Origin of the sequence: Corynebacterium sp. BF-R-2 (assembly GCF_024586525.1) — a bacterium.
Lineage (GTDB): Bacteria > Actinomycetota > Actinomycetes > Mycobacteriales > Mycobacteriaceae > Corynebacterium > Corynebacterium singulare.
This window is the reverse complement of sequence record NZ_JAMFTP010000011.1, coordinates 55,486-71,730: the sequence shown is the minus strand read 5'-3', so window position 1 is coordinate 71,730 and position 16,245 is coordinate 55,486. Positions and strand designations below refer to the sequence as shown.

Below are 16,245 nucleotides of genomic sequence, written 5' to 3'. Positions count from 1 at the left end.
TCAGTCCTTCTTGTTGGGCTATTCCGGCTTGCTGTGGTCGTGGTTAGCCGGATTCGGATAGGGCCACGGGTTTGACTCGCAGGTCACGTCCTCATCCGGGTACACCTCGTTCGGATCCTTCATGAAGAGCTCAGCGTTATTCAGGCTGAGCGTTTGCTGCATCATGACCGGAGCTAGCTTGCCCTTACCGCCGCACGGCTGGTGAGCAGCGTAGCCAATGGCATGGCCGAATTCGTGGTTAATGAGGTACTGCCGGTAATTACCTAGGTCGCCCTCGAAGGGCCCAGCACCGCGCACCCAGCGCGATTCATTGAGGTAAACCGCCGATTCTCCGGTAATCGTTGTGTGACATGAGGTCTCAGTGTGCAGCTGCGCGCCACACATCTTTGCCGTTGTGCCCAACGAGGTTAAGCGGATATGGGTATCGGGATTATCGTCCGCTTTAACGTGGATGAACTCATACTCACCAGCGGCGGTCCAACCGCGGGGGTCGGACAAGGTGGCGTCGACAAGCGCTACCACTGCGCTATCACCACCGTAGGCAGACGTGTCCACACCGTTCTCAATTTCAACCGAAAACCGAACGGTGTTCTTGCCGCCTTTGCCAACGTGCATCGTGGACGGGCCAGCGTCACGGTAGGTTTCTTCTCCCTGTTCCGTAAACTTACCACCAGCGGGAAGGCCATCCTTTGCCGCTGCAACAGCGCTGGCATTGGCAGGATCCGGCCCCCGGCGCGCAGAGGTCGTTTCAACAACGCTTGTCGTTGTGTCGGCCTCCCCTGCCGTCGGCTCCAGTGGGTCGTCCGACGGAGATCGGAGGATATCAACCATAATCCACACCGTGATGACCACCATGACGGGGATCGCCACCACGCGCCACCAGCCGTAGTCACGGGCAAATCGCGTCAGCGCTGAGGTGCGCTGGACGGGCTGCTGGGGGCGCTGATCAGTGTGCGCGGGATTGTCCATGGCCATTTAGGCTACCCGCTGTTGCGGCTGGTGCGTACTTAACCCGCGAAGCCCACGGTGTGAGCTCGTGCGGTGCCGATTTCTACGTACACCACGCGGTCGGTGCGAACGATGAACTTGCGGCCCTTCGCATCCTCCAGTTCCAGCGTGGAGTTTTCCGCCAGGGCGCCATTGATGGTCTTAGCCAGCTCGTCCTGCGATCCTTCAGCGTGAATAACCAGCTCGCGGGCAGTATCAGCGAATCCAAACTTAATATCCATACTGTGTGTACTCCTTTGATCGTTCGCACATCTCTCGCTGGATAGCGCGAGCAGGCACCCGCGCTCCAGCGCTCTAATGGCCCCACTATAGCCACGTCCTCTACTATCAAGGTGTGCATGCCCCGAAAACCTCGAACGCTTCCCGCGATCAGCGCGGGAGTACCAGTGAATCCCCCACCTTTGCCGAGCTCGGCGTCGCTGCCGAGATCTGCGATGCTTTGGCCACACGTGGGATCACGCACACCTTCGCAATCCAGGAGCTCACGCTACCTATCGCTCTCAGCGGTCAAGACCTCATTGGCCAGGCCCGCACCGGTATGGGCAAGACCTATGGCTTCGGGGTCCCTCTGCTGGACCGGGTTTTCGATGACGCCGACATTCCCGAACTGGATGGGACTCCCCGCGCGCTCGTCATCGCACCGACGCGTGAGCTGGCTATTCAGGTTAGCGGGGATCTCAGCGTCGCTGCAGAGAACCTACCGCTCAGCGTCATCACCTTGTGCGGAGGCCGCCCGTACGAAGAACAGATTAAGCAGATAAATGCCGGCGCCGACGTCGTTGTGGGCACTCCGGGGCGCCTGCTCGACCTGTGTCAGAAGAAGCATCTGTCCTTCGACAAGGTCAGCGTCCTCGTTCTCGATGAGGCTGACGAGATGCTGGACTTGGGATTCCTGCCGGACATCGAGAAGATTCTCACTCTTCTCCACGGCAACCCGCACCAAACCATGCTGTTCTCCGCCACCATGCCTGGGCCCATCGTTACCTTGGCCCGCACGTTCCTTAACAAACCAGTCCACATTCGGGCTGAGTCCGGCGATGACCAGCAGACCCACTCCTCCACTCGCAAGGTCACTTTCCAAGCTCACCGCATGGACAAGGTCGCCGTGCTGAGTCGAATCTTGCAGGCCGAGGGACGCGGACGAACAATCATCTTCACCCGCACTAAGCGCGCAGCCGCGGTGGTAGCAGATGAGCTAGCGCAGCGAGGCTTTAGCGTGGGCGCGGTCCATGGCGATATGGACCAGACTGCACGTGAACGCTCCCTGTCCGCTTTCCGCGAGGGAACCGTGGAGATTCTCGTCGCCACGGACGTCGCTGCACGCGGTATCGATGTCGATGATGTCACGCACGTCATCAATCATCAGGTCCCCGATGACCCCATGACGTTTGTTCACCGCATTGGTCGCACCGGCCGTGCGGGGCATACCGGGACCGCTGTAACACTGGTGGGCTACGATGAACTGAGCAAATGGCGCATCATCAATGATGAACTCGATTTGGGTCAGCCGGAGCCGCCCCAGTGGTTCAGTACATCCCCGGAACTCGCTGAGGCTCTCGCTATTCCGGCAGATGCCGAGGACACTGTCGGCCCAGCAACCAAGGTGTTAGGGGCGCCGCGCAGGTCACCCTCACCGCGCCGCTCTGCCACTGATTCCGCGCGTGCTTCTCGCCGCACCCGCTCCCGCAAACGCAATTCCCGTCAAGGAGGACGCCGATGATCCCAGAGGCGCAGGACGATAACCTCGTGCAGCCACAGGATGATAACTCCGGGCAGACGCAGGACACGCCCTCAACTATGCCCCCAAGGAAGGCCCCGATTCTGCGCTCAACCAAGTCAGATTGGACGGCCGTCGGCATCATCAGTGCGGTGTGCGCCATTGCCATCGGCGGTGCAGTGATCGCTGCCCCCATTCACAAAGCGGAGCTCACCCCGGCCGTTAACGTCTCTACCGACGCGGAGCCGGAGCTTCTCGACGCCATCCCAGACTCCCTCACCGAGTCTTTCTCCATGCCCAACACCCTGATGCCAGGCCAGTCTCGGGCAGTGTCCTCGAAGGGACTCCTGATTAGCCACGAAGGTGACACTCTTTCCGCCACCGATTCCGCTGGCAATACAGTCTGGTCTTACGAGCGCCGCGATGCTGATCTTTGCTCACTGGGCACGGCGTGGAACAAGGTTGTGGCGACCTATCGGACAGGCGTGGGCTGTGGTGATGTCGTGGCCCTGCACGCCGCCAACGGCGAGTACGCGGATACGCGCAGCGCGCGCAGCGCCGATGAGGTCGTCCCCATTACGTCCAATGACCGCGTGGGAACCGTGTCCACTGGTCGCGTCGAATTGTGGCGTTCAGATCTCGTGCGCACCGTTGAATACGGTGATGTCGATGCCAAACAGGAGCCAAATATGCAGCCCCACGAGGACTGCTCCATTACATCAGCACTGACACGTACTGAGTCTTTAGCTGTTACCGAGTCCTGCCCCGATTCCCCAGATTCCACGTGGTTGCGCATTCAAGAAGCCACCCCGGAAGATTCCCGAAAGCCAGAAATTACCAAGGACATCGAGATTTCTGACCCTGGCGCACGTCTTGTCGCCTTTGGCCAAGAAGCCGCCGCCGTGTACCTCCCCGCCGACACGCCGCGCATTATCTCCTACAACTTCGACGGCGAAGTCGTGTCCACCACGGAGGTTGAACCCTCCACCGCGATTACGGACTCTGCCTCGCCGTTTGCGCCGGCGATTGCAGATCTCCCCCACCACATGTCCTGGTTCGATGGCGAGCGTCTCTACCTCTTCACCCCTACCGCGCTGGAGGTTGATCACGTTCTCGACAATGCTCTTGGAACGGGCATTACCCTGGGTGAGCGCCTGTTAGTCCCCACCGAGGAGGGCATTGACGTAGTGAACTGGTCCAGCGGTAGAACTGAGCGAACTATCCCCGTTGACCGCGACGGCTACACGGGGCCAATCTCGCTCACGCTCGCGGGAAAGGCCATTATCGAACAGCGCGGCGATACCGCTGTGGGCCTTGTAGCGTCGTAGCTTCGGCACAGGCAGGCAGAGGTGGGCAGAAAGCGCTCTAAAAGTTGCGCTCTGCCCAGTGAGCTGTTTCTGGCACCGCCATGAGCAGGTAGAGCACAATGGCCGCGCTGGCCAAGGTGACGGCACCCAAAAGCGGTGATCCTCCACTAAACATTTGGAAGGCGATGGCCGCCAGGATGAATTCCACGAGCACGATGGCCCCGCGTCCCCAGCGTTTGCCCTTCACAAAGGCCCATGAGCCAACGATGACGAAGCCAAACACGATAAAGAGGAAGATGGCTGTCCCCAGTCCCACAAACCCCGTCGCACCAGAGTCAGACACCATCGAGGAATTCTCCGCACCGGTTACCTCGCGGACAATAAGGAAGATGCCGAAAATGATGACCACGATGGATTGCACTATCGCGATGCCTGCCGAGAACACAACGGAGCGCGGCGCGCCTGCAGTATGCCCGCTTTTCCCTTGAGCCTTCCCCTGCGGCTGCGCCTCCGTCCGAGACTTCTTCGAGCTACCAGTATTTTTCTTCTTCTTAGTCACGTTGTGTAAGTCTACTTCGCTTACTCCACCCCAGGGTTCACCGAACCAGTGGGCAATGTCGGGGGCAGTCCTTCAGGAATGGATTTGACGCGATCCAGGTCACCACACTCACCACACAGAAGGAGTTGTTGCTGGTAGATAGATTATTGGCAGGCTTCTTTCAGCAAGCCGACGGAGGCGTAAGCGCGACAAGCGTTCTATTTTTTAGTGACTTTGGCCACTTTTTAGCCTTTACCCCTAGCGCACTTTGAGTAAACATGTCATTATTCTCAGGTAGCAAAAACAACGAGCCGTTAAACCGGTTCGTAACTCGGAGCAAAATCCGAGTAAACAGAAAGTGAACCAAGGCGGCGTCGACGCTGGCCCTAACTCGAGACAGGGCCCCACTGACCGCAGACCAGTCCACTTCCACCCCACTAACACTCGGGACAGTTTACGGCTGTGAGCTGTTCTTAGTGCGCCCACTGCTGTCACAATTTTGTTAGGAGATTTCAATCATGGATTGGCGCCACGAAGCCGTTTGCCGCGACGAGGACCCGGAGCTGTTCTTCCCGGTCGGTAACTCCGGCCCTGCACTTACCCAGATCGCTAAGGCCAAGCTGGTCTGCAACCGCTGCCCGGTTGCGTCCTCGTGCCTCAAGTGGGCCCTCGAGTCCGGTCAGGATGCCGGCGTGTGGGGCGGCCTCTCTGAGGAGGAGCGCCGCGCAATCAAGCGTCGCAACCGCAGCCGCGCCCGTGCCCGCGTGTCTGCCTAACCAGACCCCGATTAGCACTCCGGCATACCCTGCCGCTACAGTTGAATAAGTTCATTTACCCTTAAAAGAAGGAGTACGCGATGAGCAAGCGTGGCCGTAAGCGCAAGGATCGCCGTAAGAAGTCCGCTAACCGCGGCAAGCGTCCTAACGCATAACGTCAGCATTGAAGGCCCGTTCCCCACTACCGTGCACACACGGCGGGAACGGGCCTTTGCTGGATCCTGCGCACCTAACGCCAAGTGATCTCAGTGCGCGTGATCTGCACCGAAATCCGCTGGCGCAAGGACTGCGGTGCTTCTTGTCCACCACAGCACTTACGCACGAGGGCTCTCACTACCTCTTCGCTGTCGAGGCGTTCCTGGCAGGCATCGCACTGAGCAATGTGCTCGCGAATGGCCAGTGCCCGTGCATAACTCGTCGATTCGTCGAGCAGCTCCCGAAAGAGTGCGTTGACCTCCGGAGAGTTGCACGCACCGCAGTTGCGTCCGGTTGCGCGTTCCATTACTTCTCCTCCGTATCTGACATCATTTCTGGGTGGTCACGGCCAATACCTTTTTCTCGTGCCACGTCCTTCAACGCCGCCCTTAGCAATTTTCTTCCACGGTGCAGCCGGCTCATCACGGTTCCTAACGGAGTTCCCATGACCTCGGCGATTTCCTTGTAGGCCAAGCCCTCCACATCCGCGTAGTACACGACCATGCGATAGTCCTCCGGGAGGTCATTCATCGCCTCGGAAATCTGCGAGTCAGGCATCTGCTTCAATGCCGCCACCTCGGCTGATTCCAAGCCGGTCGCATCGTGTCCTGACGTGGTGTAGAGCTGAAAATCACTGAGCTCATCCGCAGAAGACTCAGTAGGCCGGCGCTGGGCCTTGCGGTAAGAGTTGATGTACGTATTCGTCATGATGCGGTAGAGCCAGGCCTTGAGATTGGTGCCCTGTTTGAAGGAACTAAAGTTCTTGTACGCCTTCAAATAGGTCTCTTGGATCAAGTCCTCCGCGTCCTGGGGATTGCGGGTCAGGCGCATTGCACCACCGTAGAGCTGGTCCAGCAATGGCAGGGCTTGCTCCTCAAACAGCCGCTGCTGTTCTCGCTGCTCCTCGGCAGTCTCGGTCGCACTCGTTGTGTCTGTGGCCATGGATTCCATCCTAGCGCTGACAGGCTAGGGTGGTTTTCATGGCTAAGAAGACCCCGCACGCAGCTACCCCCGCCCTCAAGATTCTTGAAGAAGCCGGAATCGAGCACCGCGTCACCACGTTTGATGGTGGCAGCGATCACTTCGGGGAAGCAGCCGTAGCGGCTCTCGACGTCGAGCCTGAGCGCATCTTCAAAACCCTCGTTATCGATCTCACCGCAGGAAAAGGTCCTAAGCGCCGCCTTGCCGTATGCGTGTTGCCCGTGAGCCACCAGCTCAGCCTCAAGAAAGCTGCTGCTGCCTTCGGCGCCTCCAAGGCATCCATGGCCGAACCTGCCGATGCGTCGAAATCATCTGGCTACATCCCCGGCGGCATCTCCCCGCTCGGCCACAAGCATGTACTCCCCACCGCCATCGATGAAACTGCGTTGCTGTGGGACACCATCTTTGTCTCCGGCGGCAAGCGCGGGCTCGATATCGAGATGAACGCTGAGGATTTCTCCCCCGTCCTCGAGGTCACCTTCACCGATCTTCTCGCCGAATAGGTCCCCAGCTCCACGCAGTAATCACACATGCGTGAGCACCACTGCGCTTGAATCAGAAGAGGGTGCTGGACGGCTGTTCGTCGATAAGCTCGGCGTAATCGTTGCGGACGTTACCCACCGCAGGGTCTGCCGGGCGAGCATTGAAGCCGTGCACAGAGCTCGGCTCCAACAAAGCCTCCCCCGCCAACCATGGCGCAATCTCATCCTGTGTCAGAAATTTAGGCAACCGGCCATGCAGCCATGCCATCTCCTCAGTAGCTTCCGTGGTCACCATCGTGGCGGACAATCTATCCATTCCCGTGGCCCACAGGCCCGCTGCCCACAACAGCCCATGTGGACCAGTGACGTAATAGGGCTGTTTCTTGGCTTTTGGTTCGTCTCCAGCCTTCCATTCGTAGTAGCCATCAAGAGGAATCACACAGCGCTGGGCTTTAAAGGCATCACGGAAAGAGGGCTTTGTCGCCACGGTCTCAGCACGCGCGTTGAACAGCGGCGGACCATCCATGTCCTTCTTCCAATGCGGTAGGAGGCCCCAGCGCGCCGGATCGACCCGCGCCGTGTTGTCCTCCACCCGCACGATGGCCACGGGCTGCGTCGGCGCGATGTTGTAGCGCGCTGGCGGCAGGCCTTCGGGGGCATGGACCTCAGTAATGGATTCCCACTCCCCGACCTCCTCAAGGAGGGACTCAGTGAACAGTACAAATCTTCCGCACATGCCCTTTATTATGGACTACATGTCTGCTTTCTGGAGTGCACCCCAACCCACCGGCCCTTTGTCGTGGACTCAGGAGATCCCGGGCTCGAAGTCGATGACCAATCGCGCCCTCGTCCTCGCTGCCTTGGCTGACTCCGCGTCAATCATTTACAACCCGCTGGTCTCGCGCGATACCGAACTCATGAAAGACGGGTTGCACGCCATGGGAGCGGGATTCGTCCCGTGGGGTCCCCATCTTCGCGTTTACCCAGCTGAAACGCTTCGCGGCGCAGAGATTGACTGTGGCCTCGCAGGTACCGTCATGCGTTTTCTACCACCGGTAGCAGCGCTGGCGGATGGTCCGGTGCTCCTGGACGGTGACCCCTACGCCCGCAAGCGCCCTATGTCCACCATGACTGCCGCATTGAGAGAACTTGGTGTGGACGTGGACGGCGATAGCCTGCCGCTGCGCATCACACCGCGGGGAATCCCGGACACATACGAGGTCACGATCGACGCCTCCTCGTCCTCCCAGTTCATCTCCGGCCTTCTCCTGGCTGCGGCGCGCTACCGCAATGGTCTCGTCGTGCGTCACCAGGGAGAACCTGTGCCTTCCCAGCCGCATATTGCGATGACCATTTCTATGCTGCGAGAGGCCCGTGTTGAAGCTTTCGCGGCAGACAACACGTGGGTCGTGCATCCGGGACCGATTCAGGGCCGCGAGTGGCACATTGAGCCGGACCTGTCCAACGCCACTCCTTTCCTCGCCGCTGCGGCCGTCGCGGGCGGCAGCGTGAGTATTCCTCACTGGCCCGAAGAGACGTGCCAACCGGGCGATGCATTCCGCAGCATCCTCGAGCAGATGGGCGCCACCGTGGAATATGTGCCGCAGAGACCACGGAAGGACCCGCACCTTACGGTCACCGGCCCGGCGGAGGGATTGTCTGGGCTGCGCGGCATTGACCTAGACATGTCAGCTATAGGTGAGCTCGCCCCCACCGTTGCTGCTTTGTGCGCGCTGGCCTCAACGCCGTCGACGCTCACGGGCATTGCTCACCTGCGTGGTCACGAGACGGACCGACTGGCAGCGCTCGCTGCGGAGATCAACGGTCTGGGAGGCAACGTCACTGAGCTTGACGACGGCCTCCGCATCACCCCCGCCCCACTCCACGGCGGTCAGTGGCATGCTTATGCGGATCATCGCATGGCCACCGCCGGCGCCATCATTGGCCTGGCCGTCGAGGGCGTGGACATCGATGACATCGAATGCACCTCAAAGACCTTGCCTGGCTTCGCCGACATGTGGGAGGCCATGGTTCATGGCTAGACGAGCACGCAGTTATGACGAATCCGATGTCCGCATCCGCCCTGGCAAGGGCTCACGTCCGCGCACGAAGGACCGTCCGAAACACAAGGACGCCAAGTTCGGCATGGTCATCACCAAGGACCGCGGGCGCTGGGGAGTGGCGCTGGATGATAATGGCCCCGTAGTTACTGCTATGCGCGCCCGGGAAATGGGCCGCACCCCGGTGGAGGTCGGCGACCGCGTTGGTGTCGTGGGCGACACCTCGGGCAAGAAAGATACGCTGGCGCGCATCGTCAAACTCGAAGACCGCACCTCCGTCCTGCGCCGCACTGCCGACGATACGGACCCTTATGAACGCATCGTCGTGGCGAATGCCGACCGTCTCCTCATCGTCACCGCCGTGGCGGATCCTCCGCCGCGCTCTGGGTTTGTTGAGCGCGCGCTCATTGCCGCCTTTGCCGGCAATATTCGGCCCGTGCTCTGCCTGACCAAAACTGATCTCACCGATCCCACGCCGTTTGCCAAGGAATTCGAAGATCTGAATGTCACGGTGGTCGAGGCCGGCGTGGACGATGACCTCACGGAGGTCTGCGCGGCTATCGACGGCCACGTTACCGCCCTCATCGGCCATTCCGGCGTAGGTAAGTCCACCTTGGTCAACCGCCTCGTTCCGGACGCTCACCGGGAAACCGGTGAGGTTTCTGCCGTGGGCAAGGGCCGTCACACCTCGACGCAGTCGGTAGCTTTGCGCCTTCCTGCCACTGGTGACACTCCACGGGGCGGATGGATCATCGATACCCCTGGCATCCGCTCTTTCGGGCTAGCCCACATCGATGCGGAGAACGTCATCGACGTCTTCGAGGATCTTGCCGAGGCCATCGAGGACTGCCCCCGCGGCTGTACCCATGCTGGTCCCCCAGCTGACCCTGAGTGCGGCTTGGATCTCAACATCGACGATGGCACCGCCTCTGCCCGCCGCCGCGATGCTGTCCGCAGCCTGCTTGCAGCCCTGCGCACCAACGTGGACTGGGCGTAACGCACAAGGCCCGAGGCTCCTCTTTCCGTACTGGGGAGGTGCCTCGGGCCGGACATCTCAACGCCACACGCTAGGGGCTAAACGCTGAGGGCGTAACGCTAAGAATTATGTGCTTAAGCCGGGATCATGTTCGCAAGCTGCGGCGGCAGAATCGTCTTGAGGAACGGGCCGGCCGCACGGAGAGCCATCAGAATGATGGTCAGGCCACCGGTCACACCGAAGAGGATAGCTCCGCCGGTATCAATATTGGACGAGGTGTTGTCGCTGTCCGAGTCCTTCTTCTTGTTGAACTCCTTGTTATTTGCGCACGCGTTGAGCGCCTTCACGTACTCCGGAGCGATGTCGCGGAAGGTCTCAACGACCTTGACGTTGTTCTTGGCGCGCTTGGCAGATTCTTCATCGCCGATTTCTGCTTCAGTCTCATACGCAGCCAAGTCGCGGTACAGCTCATCCGATTGTGTCTCAACAGCGCGAGCGCGTGCTGCGGCATCCTTCGGCAGAATCTCGTAGTCATCCTTCAGGAGGCCCGAGTCAACGTCATTGTCCTTGGACTCAGCATTGGACAGGTCGCTCGACTCCTTATCACTCAAGGTGATGGTGCACTTCGCGTTCTTGATAGAGGTGGTCACCGCACCTGCGGTCGGGGCAACAACGCCGCCAGCAATGAGCGCGACGGACAGCGTAGAGGTAGCTACGACGCGGCGCAGACGAGAGGATGACATGATAGGGAGCCTTTCGATCGAGCTGAGATTTTACTCAAGCAGACTATCAGTAATTAGCCCAGCTTGGGCAGATATTCCCCAAACTGCTGGTAAGCAGCCATCCCCAGGCTGATGATGCCGAACAGAATCGTGATAATGACGCCCACTGGCCCAGCGGAGGATCCCTCGAGGATGCGCAGCCACGGTGTTGTGGGCTGCTCAGCAATGTTCGGATCCGGCTCAGTCAGCTCGTCAGCGTCAATCAGCTTGTCAGCGTTAGTCGTGGTCTCTGCGGTAGCTCCTGCAGTGGTGGCAACAGCTTCTGCAGTGGTGTCAACTGCGGTTTCGACGGGAGTGGGAGCCTCCTGGGCGCTGGCAGTCGGAACAGCGACAGCAGCGACAGACAGGGCAGCAGCGGTGACGAGGGTGGTCAGGCGGGATGCCTTCATGGTGGTGGTACTCCTTAAAGCACTCGAACAAGAGAGCCCTGCTGGGAGGCATGGCTCAGGGAAAAATAGGTGAGGACAGGGCCGGTCCTACAGCAGCTCAACGAGGAAGGGCAGCTCCGTCGGGTCATAGAAAGCCATGAAATTATCCAGGGCATCACCAACGGCAAGCTCTGCGTCTTCGTCACCGAGGTCAGCGTTATCGATAGCTTCGATCGCTTTCGCTGTGGCTGCTTCAGATTCTTCGATGTCGACGTGGATAGCCTGCAGGTTGTCCTTGGTAATGACGGCCGGATTCAGCGCGACAACCGGCTCACCCATGTCAGGCTTCGGCGTCACCACGGATTCATCAACGTCCACGGAGATAACAACTCGGCGATGCGGGAATTTCTCCTCGTCTCCGATAGCTAAAAGACGCAGCGAGGCCATGGAAGCTTCTAGGAAGGCTGAGTATGCAATCTCTTCTTCGTCGCCACCCTCGGTGTAAAACTCGCGGAGCGCCGGGGTGACCATGAACCCCCACCCGCTGCGGGCAGCAAGCTGCCCGGTTTCTTCTAGCTCAGCGAGCATGGCAAAGGTGGCAGGCAGGAAGACACGCACGTCCGAGGACATTTAGAACTCACCCTCAATATCGAAGACAGCTTGAACCTCAACGCTGGTGCGGTCGAAGACCGTGTAGAGCATGCCCACCATGCCGTTCTCAACGGCAGCGCGCACGTTGACGATGGAATCATCCACCATGACGCAGTCATTAATTGGCAAATCGATGGCATCCGCCGCGGCCTGGAACGCAGCACGGTCCGGCTTCTCTGCACCGACTTCTCCGGAAAGGATGACCGCATCCACGATTCCACGGTATTCCCACTCGCGGATGTGCTCCGCGCCTGGGCCGCCCGGATCGTTGGAGAGAATAGCGGTGGCCACGCCATTGGCCTTGGCGGCAGCAAACAGCGCACGCCAGCGCTTGACGTCTTCCTCGGTGCCATCCAGCACACCTACAAAATCGACGATGAGTCCACGCATAGTCTCTATCTTCACCCTTCGCGTTGAGCTGTGTATATCGTCCGAAAGTATAGCGAACATACAGCTCCACTGCTCCCACCGCCTACTGCAACTCCCAGTGCGTCGTCACCCCTTCACTCACCGCATACATCAGTGGCCAGCCACCGCACCAGCATGGCACAATGAAGGGGCGTCCAGCTTGCTCCCCTTCTCTCCCTGCGCTGCTCACCGCTGGGAAGGTCAGAGAAACTGTGTATGTCCCCATCCCCGGCATGAGCCACCTACAGCTTTATGTCGCTCCTCAGCGTATCCGCTATGACCGCCAGCCAACTGCTGGTGATCTCGCCACACGCGAAGAGGTTCGTGGACTCGTCGTTATTGTGTTGGAGGTCGCCGCGTCACTGCGCCCGCTCAGTCACCTCAACAACAGCCGCTTCGCTCCGGAGATTTCAACTCATATCCGTGCGTGGAAAAAGGCGCTGCCCGCCGATGAAAGCCGAGGGCGCATAGCGCTCAGCAGTTTACATGCGCGCGAGAACGGAGAATACTTCGGCTCCGCCGTGATTGGTGGTCAGCAGCGCGCGTTTACAGGCGCTGCTGCGGGCAGGCAGCTGCAATCATTCCGGATGCTCTCCGTCGGCCCGCGAACCCAGCTCTGATGCGCTCTCCTCCCCACGCGGCACCAGCATAGGGCTCTATCCCCTAGAGACCCTAGGCCTTAGAACCAGGACCCCAGCTTGATGAGGATCGGCGTCCAGTCGATGCCGGCGAAGGCTGCGGATGCACTGATGAGCGCCAAGCTGATGCCACCGAACATGGTGGCCTGGGTGGCAGCACCCGTGGCCGGAGCTGCAGCGGAAGAGCCAGCCTCAACTGGCGCATCAGCGGCAGTGCCGCACTGAGAAGCGGCCGCCGCGGAGGAGCTCATACCCTCCAGAACGGAAGAGCCTTCGGCCTCGGCACTGCCCTCCGAGCCCAGAACGGAGGACAGATGGCACTGCTCCTCCGGAGCTGCCTCAAAGGCAGAAGCAACCGCGCCGCCGCCCAGAAGGGTGGCGGAGGCAAAGACGGACAAACCTACTCGCAGAGACAAGCGGCGCATGGTGAAACGAACCTCCGAGGCACGAAATGAATAAGATTCTGACAGTATATAACTAAGTGCTTCCAATGAAAAGGCGCCACGGGGAGGTAACCCCGCAGCGCCCTCACAGGGTACTGTATGCCCCTTCTTAAGCCTCGGCCTGACCAGCGTTTTCTGCGCTGGCTGCCTCGCCTGCTTCAGCAGCGTTGGCTTCTTCCTGAGCCTTGAACTGCTTGCGCAACATGAACAGCTGGCGCACGGTTTCTTCCTTCACGCCGTCGTTCATCGCATTGAACATGTCGCCGCCCTCCTTCTGGTACTCAACCAGTGGATCGCGCTGCGCCATGGCACGCAGACCAATGCCTTCCTTGAGGTAATCCATCTCGTAGAGGTGCTCACGCCACTTCTGATCGATGATCGGGAGGATGATCATGCGCTCAGTGTTACGCATCTGGCTCTCTCCACCGATGGCAGTGACGGCTTCTTCAAGCTTGTCGTACTCCGCGTTAGCGTCAGAAAGCAAGGCGTCACGCAGCTGCTCTGCAGACAGCTCGCCCGCGGAACCGTACTCGGTGCCCTCCACGAGGGACTCGTGCGTCATGGTCGGACCGTACAGGGATTCCAACGCATTCCACAGCTCATCCAGGTTCCAGTCCTCGACGTAGCCGGTTGCGGTGGCACCCGAGACGTAGGCGGACACGGTGTCATCGATCATGGTCCGGATGTTGTCCTTGATGTCACCAGCATCGAGGATGTCGTGACGGGTAGCGTAGACAACCTTGCGCTGCTCATTAAGAACCTCATCGTACTTGAGCACGTTCTTACGCATCTCAAAGTTCTGGTTCTCCACCTGCGCCTGGGCGCCCTTGATGGAGTTGGAGACCATCTTGGCCTCAATCGGAACATCGTCCGGCACATTGAGGCGGTTCATCATGTTTTCCATGGACTGACCCACAAAACGCACCATGAGCTCATCACGCATGGACAGGTAGAAGCGGGTTTCACCCGGGTCACCCTGACGGCCAGAACGACCACGCAGCTGGTTATCAATACGGCGCGACTCGTGACGCTCAGTACCCAGCACATAGAGACCACCGGCTTCGCGGACCTGGTCACCCAGCTTCTTAGAGTGCTCCTTCTCCGCGTCAATCTCGGCGTCCCAAGCCTCTTGGTACTTTTCTTCATCCTCGAAAGGATCGAGGCCACGTTCGCGCAGCTTCTCATCCAGGATGACTTCCGGGTTGCCACCCAGCACGATATCGGTACCACGGCCGGCCATGTTGGTGGCCACGGTGACGGCGCCAGGGCGACCAGCACGAGCAACGATCTGGCCTTCTTCCTCGTGGTGCTTTGCGTTCAGCACAGAGTGCTTGATGCCACGCTTGCTCAGAAGCTGCGACAAGTACTCCGAACGCTCCACCGAGGTGGTACCCACCAGGACCGGCTGACCAGACTCAACGTGCTCAGCAATGTCATCCACCACTGCGGCGAACTTAGCTTCCTGAGTCTTGTAAATGCGGTCAGCGCGGTCAGCACGCTGGTTCGGCTTGTTGGTCGGAATCGGCACAACATCCAGGCCGTAGATCGAGTGCAGCTCGGCTGCTTCGGTCTCGGCGGTACCGGTCATGCCGGAAATCTTGTTGTACAGACGGAAGTAGTTCTGGAGGGTAACGGTGGCCAGAGTCTGGTTCTCGTTCTTGATCTCCACCTGCTCCTTGGCCTCGATAGCCTGGTGCATTCCCTCGTTGTAGCGGCGGCCAGCCAGCACACGGCCAGTGAAGCCATCGACGATCATGACCTCGCCGTTGCGGACAATGTAGTCCTTATCGCGGGTGAAAAGTTCTTTAGCCTTGAGAGCATTATTGAGGTAGGACACCAACTGGGAGTGCTCCGGGGCATACAGGTTGTCGATGCCAAGCTGATCCTCGACGAACTCAACACCGTCCTCCAGCACACCAATGGTGCGCTTCTTGTGGTCCACCTCGTAGTGGATGCCTTCACGCATCTTCGGAGCGAGCTGGGAGAAGACGCTGTAGAACTGGGAAGAGCCATCAACCGGGCCGGAAATAATGAGCGGGGTACGGGCCTCATCGATCAGGATGGAGTCCACCTCATCGACGATGCAGTAGTTGTGGCCGCGCTGCACGGTGTCATCGAGCGAGCGGACCATGTTGTCGCGCAGGTAGTCAAAGCCCAGCTCGTTGTTGGTGCCGTAAGTGATATCGCAGTTGTAGGCTTCCTTACGCTCCGCTGGGCGCATCTCAGAAAGGATGACGCCAACGGAGAGACCGAGCCAGCGGTGCACACGACCCATCATTTCGGCGTCACGCTTAGCCAGGTAGTCGTTGACGGTCACGATGTGCACGCCCTTGCCCTCAAGCGCGTTGAGGTAAGCCGGCAGCAGCGAGGTGAGGGTCTTACCCTCACCGGTGCGCATCTCAGCAACGTTGCCGAAGTGCAGAGCAGCACCACCCATGATCTGAACCTTGTAGTGCTTCTGGTCCAGCACACGCCATGCAGCCTCACGCACGGTGGCGAAGGCCTCAAGCAGTATGTCGTTGAGCTTCTCGCCCTTATCCAGGCGCTCCTTAAACTCGTCAGTCTTCGCCTTCAGCTCATCATCCGTGAGCTTGCCAAAGTCCTCTTCGAGGGCAATAACATCATCAGCCATCTTGGCTAGGCGCTTCACGGTGCGTCCCTCACCGGCGCGGAGCAGCTTGGAAAGTCCAAACACGTCTAGATAGTCCTTCTTGTCGCGACAATATAGTTAACTCGTCGCCATTGTACTCACTAGCTTTTAAGCCTCGCTGCAGGGCTAGCCCAAAGTCTCTCTACACTGCCTCACTCCACCGCGAGTTCGACGTTCACTCAGTTCTCCCTGTTAACGATTCCGTGGAGGACAACGATTTCCTTAACAAAGGTGAACGATGTTCATCTTGCTCCTCTCGCTTCGT

General features: G+C 59.5%; 20 protein-coding genes. 8 read left to right on the top strand and 12 right to left on the bottom strand.

The window, feature by feature from the left end; all coding sequences use genetic code 11:
- Nucleotides 1-18 precede the first annotated feature (18 nt).
- Together M5J09_RS09200 and M5J09_RS09195 are read right to left on the bottom strand one after the other, a co-directional pair.
- Nucleotides 19-969 carry a DUF3152 domain-containing protein gene (locus M5J09_RS09200; RefSeq protein ID WP_257157653.1) on the bottom strand — a complete coding sequence of 317 codons (951 nt, stop codon included), beginning with the start codon at nucleotides 967-969 and terminating at the stop codon, nucleotides 19-21.
- 38 nt (nucleotides 970-1,007) lie between these two features.
- Nucleotides 1,008-1,229, bottom strand: a complete 222-nt coding sequence (locus M5J09_RS09195; protein ID WP_257157652.1) for a DUF3107 domain-containing protein — start codon at nucleotides 1,227-1,229, stop codon at nucleotides 1,008-1,010.
- 113 nt (nucleotides 1,230-1,342) lie between these two features.
- On the opposite strand from M5J09_RS09195, the gene M5J09_RS09190 reads away from it, so the two are divergent.
- Together M5J09_RS09190 and M5J09_RS09185 are read left to right on the top strand one after the other, a co-directional pair.
- A complete protein-coding gene (locus M5J09_RS09190) occupies nucleotides 1,343-2,728 on the top strand; it encodes a DEAD/DEAH box helicase (RefSeq protein ID WP_257157651.1) in 1,386 nt (461 codons plus the stop codon).
- Between the two features lie 77 nt (nucleotides 2,729-2,805).
- Nucleotides 2,806-4,053, top strand: coding sequence for a hypothetical protein (locus M5J09_RS09185; protein ID WP_257157685.1), 1,248 nt, complete (start codon nucleotides 2,806-2,808; stop codon nucleotides 4,051-4,053).
- A 37-nt stretch (nucleotides 4,054-4,090) separates the two neighbouring features.
- Here M5J09_RS09185 and M5J09_RS09180 read toward each other — a convergent pair whose 3' ends face one another.
- A complete protein-coding gene (locus M5J09_RS09180) occupies nucleotides 4,091-4,591 on the bottom strand; it encodes a hypothetical protein (protein WP_042529829.1) in 501 nt (166 codons plus the stop codon).
- A 497-nt stretch (nucleotides 4,592-5,088) separates the two neighbouring features.
- Between M5J09_RS09180 and M5J09_RS09175 the strand changes: the two genes are divergently transcribed.
- The gene (locus M5J09_RS09175; protein WP_042529827.1) at nucleotides 5,089-5,346 is read left to right on the top strand and encodes a WhiB family transcriptional regulator; all 258 of its coding nucleotides are present in this window, start codon (nucleotides 5,089-5,091) and stop codon (nucleotides 5,344-5,346) included.
- A gap of 80 nt (nucleotides 5,347-5,426) precedes the next feature.
- A complete protein-coding gene (locus M5J09_RS13325) occupies nucleotides 5,427-5,501 on the top strand; it encodes a 50S ribosomal protein bL37 (RefSeq protein ID WP_100227335.1) in 75 nt (24 codons plus the stop codon).
- A 74-nt stretch (nucleotides 5,502-5,575) separates the two neighbouring features.
- On the opposite strand, the gene rsrA is transcribed toward M5J09_RS13325, so the two are convergent.
- On the bottom strand, nucleotides 5,576-5,848 hold the full coding sequence (rsrA, locus tag M5J09_RS09170; protein ID WP_042529825.1) for a mycothiol system anti-sigma-R factor: 273 nt from the start codon (nucleotides 5,846-5,848) through the stop codon (nucleotides 5,576-5,578).
- Nucleotides 5,848-6,483 (bottom strand): sigma-70 family RNA polymerase sigma factor, encoded by a 636-nt coding sequence (locus M5J09_RS09165; protein WP_374982118.1) that lies wholly within the window; start codon nucleotides 6,481-6,483, stop codon nucleotides 5,848-5,850. Before M5J09_RS09165 ends, rsrA begins: the two co-directional genes overlap by 1 nt.
- Before the next feature lie 38 nt (nucleotides 6,484-6,521).
- Here M5J09_RS09165 and ybaK point away from each other — a divergent pair, with 38 nt between their 5' ends.
- Nucleotides 6,522-7,025: a Cys-tRNA(Pro) deacylase gene (gene ybaK / locus M5J09_RS09160; RefSeq protein ID WP_144793596.1), complete on the top strand. Its 504-nt coding sequence runs from the start codon at nucleotides 6,522-6,524 to the stop codon at nucleotides 7,023-7,025.
- 52 nt (nucleotides 7,026-7,077) lie between these two features.
- Here the strand turns inward: ybaK and M5J09_RS09155 are convergent, their stop codons facing one another.
- Nucleotides 7,078-7,740, bottom strand: coding sequence for an SOS response-associated peptidase (locus M5J09_RS09155; RefSeq protein WP_042529819.1), 663 nt, complete (start codon nucleotides 7,738-7,740; stop codon nucleotides 7,078-7,080).
- Here M5J09_RS09155 and aroA point away from each other — a divergent pair.
- Together aroA and rsgA are read left to right on the top strand one after the other, a co-directional pair.
- Nucleotides 7,739-9,046, top strand: coding sequence for a 3-phosphoshikimate 1-carboxyvinyltransferase (gene aroA / locus M5J09_RS09150; RefSeq protein ID WP_257157684.1), 1,308 nt, complete (start codon nucleotides 7,739-7,741; stop codon nucleotides 9,044-9,046). The genes M5J09_RS09155 and aroA overlap by 2 nt on opposite strands.
- Nucleotides 9,039-10,061 (top strand): ribosome small subunit-dependent GTPase A, encoded by a 1,023-nt coding sequence (gene rsgA / locus M5J09_RS09145; protein ID WP_144793590.1) that lies wholly within the window; start codon nucleotides 9,039-9,041, stop codon nucleotides 10,059-10,061. The genes aroA and rsgA overlap by 8 nt, the downstream gene beginning before the upstream one ends.
- A 113-nt stretch (nucleotides 10,062-10,174) precedes the next feature.
- Here the strand turns inward: rsgA and M5J09_RS09140 are convergent, their stop codons facing one another.
- The 4 genes from M5J09_RS09140 to M5J09_RS09125 form a co-directional block, all read right to left on the bottom strand.
- Nucleotides 10,175-10,783, bottom strand: a complete 609-nt coding sequence (locus M5J09_RS09140; RefSeq protein WP_042529812.1) for a hypothetical protein — start codon at nucleotides 10,781-10,783, stop codon at nucleotides 10,175-10,177.
- A 53-nt stretch (nucleotides 10,784-10,836) separates the two neighbouring features.
- Nucleotides 10,837-11,211 carry a hypothetical protein gene (locus M5J09_RS09135; RefSeq protein WP_257157649.1) on the bottom strand — a complete coding sequence of 125 codons (375 nt, stop codon included), beginning with the start codon at nucleotides 11,209-11,211 and terminating at the stop codon, nucleotides 10,837-10,839.
- Nucleotides 11,212-11,298: 87 nt separating this feature from the next.
- Complete coding sequence (locus tag M5J09_RS09130) at nucleotides 11,299-11,808, bottom strand: DUF6912 family protein (protein ID WP_210385393.1); 510 nt, start codon at nucleotides 11,806-11,808, stop codon at nucleotides 11,299-11,301.
- 12 nt (nucleotides 11,809-11,820) lie between these two features.
- Nucleotides 11,821-12,231: an HAD-IA family hydrolase gene (locus M5J09_RS09125; RefSeq protein WP_042529806.1), complete on the bottom strand. Its 411-nt coding sequence runs from the start codon at nucleotides 12,229-12,231 to the stop codon at nucleotides 11,821-11,823.
- Nucleotides 12,232-12,482: 251 nt separating this feature from the next.
- Here M5J09_RS09125 and M5J09_RS09120 point away from each other — a divergent pair, with 251 nt between their 5' ends.
- Complete coding sequence (locus tag M5J09_RS09120; protein ID WP_236684026.1) at nucleotides 12,483-12,869, top strand: hypothetical protein; 387 nt, start codon at nucleotides 12,483-12,485, stop codon at nucleotides 12,867-12,869.
- Between the two features lie 59 nt (nucleotides 12,870-12,928).
- Here the strand turns inward: M5J09_RS09120 and M5J09_RS09115 are convergent, their stop codons facing one another.
- Nucleotides 12,929-13,312: a hypothetical protein gene (locus M5J09_RS09115; RefSeq protein WP_144793581.1), complete on the bottom strand. Its 384-nt coding sequence runs from the start codon at nucleotides 13,310-13,312 to the stop codon at nucleotides 12,929-12,931.
- 127 nt (nucleotides 13,313-13,439) lie between these two features.
- Complete coding sequence (gene secA / locus M5J09_RS09110; RefSeq protein ID WP_257157648.1) at nucleotides 13,440-16,025, bottom strand: preprotein translocase subunit SecA; 2,586 nt, start codon at nucleotides 16,023-16,025, stop codon at nucleotides 13,440-13,442.
- Nucleotides 16,026-16,245: the final 220 nt, after the last annotated feature.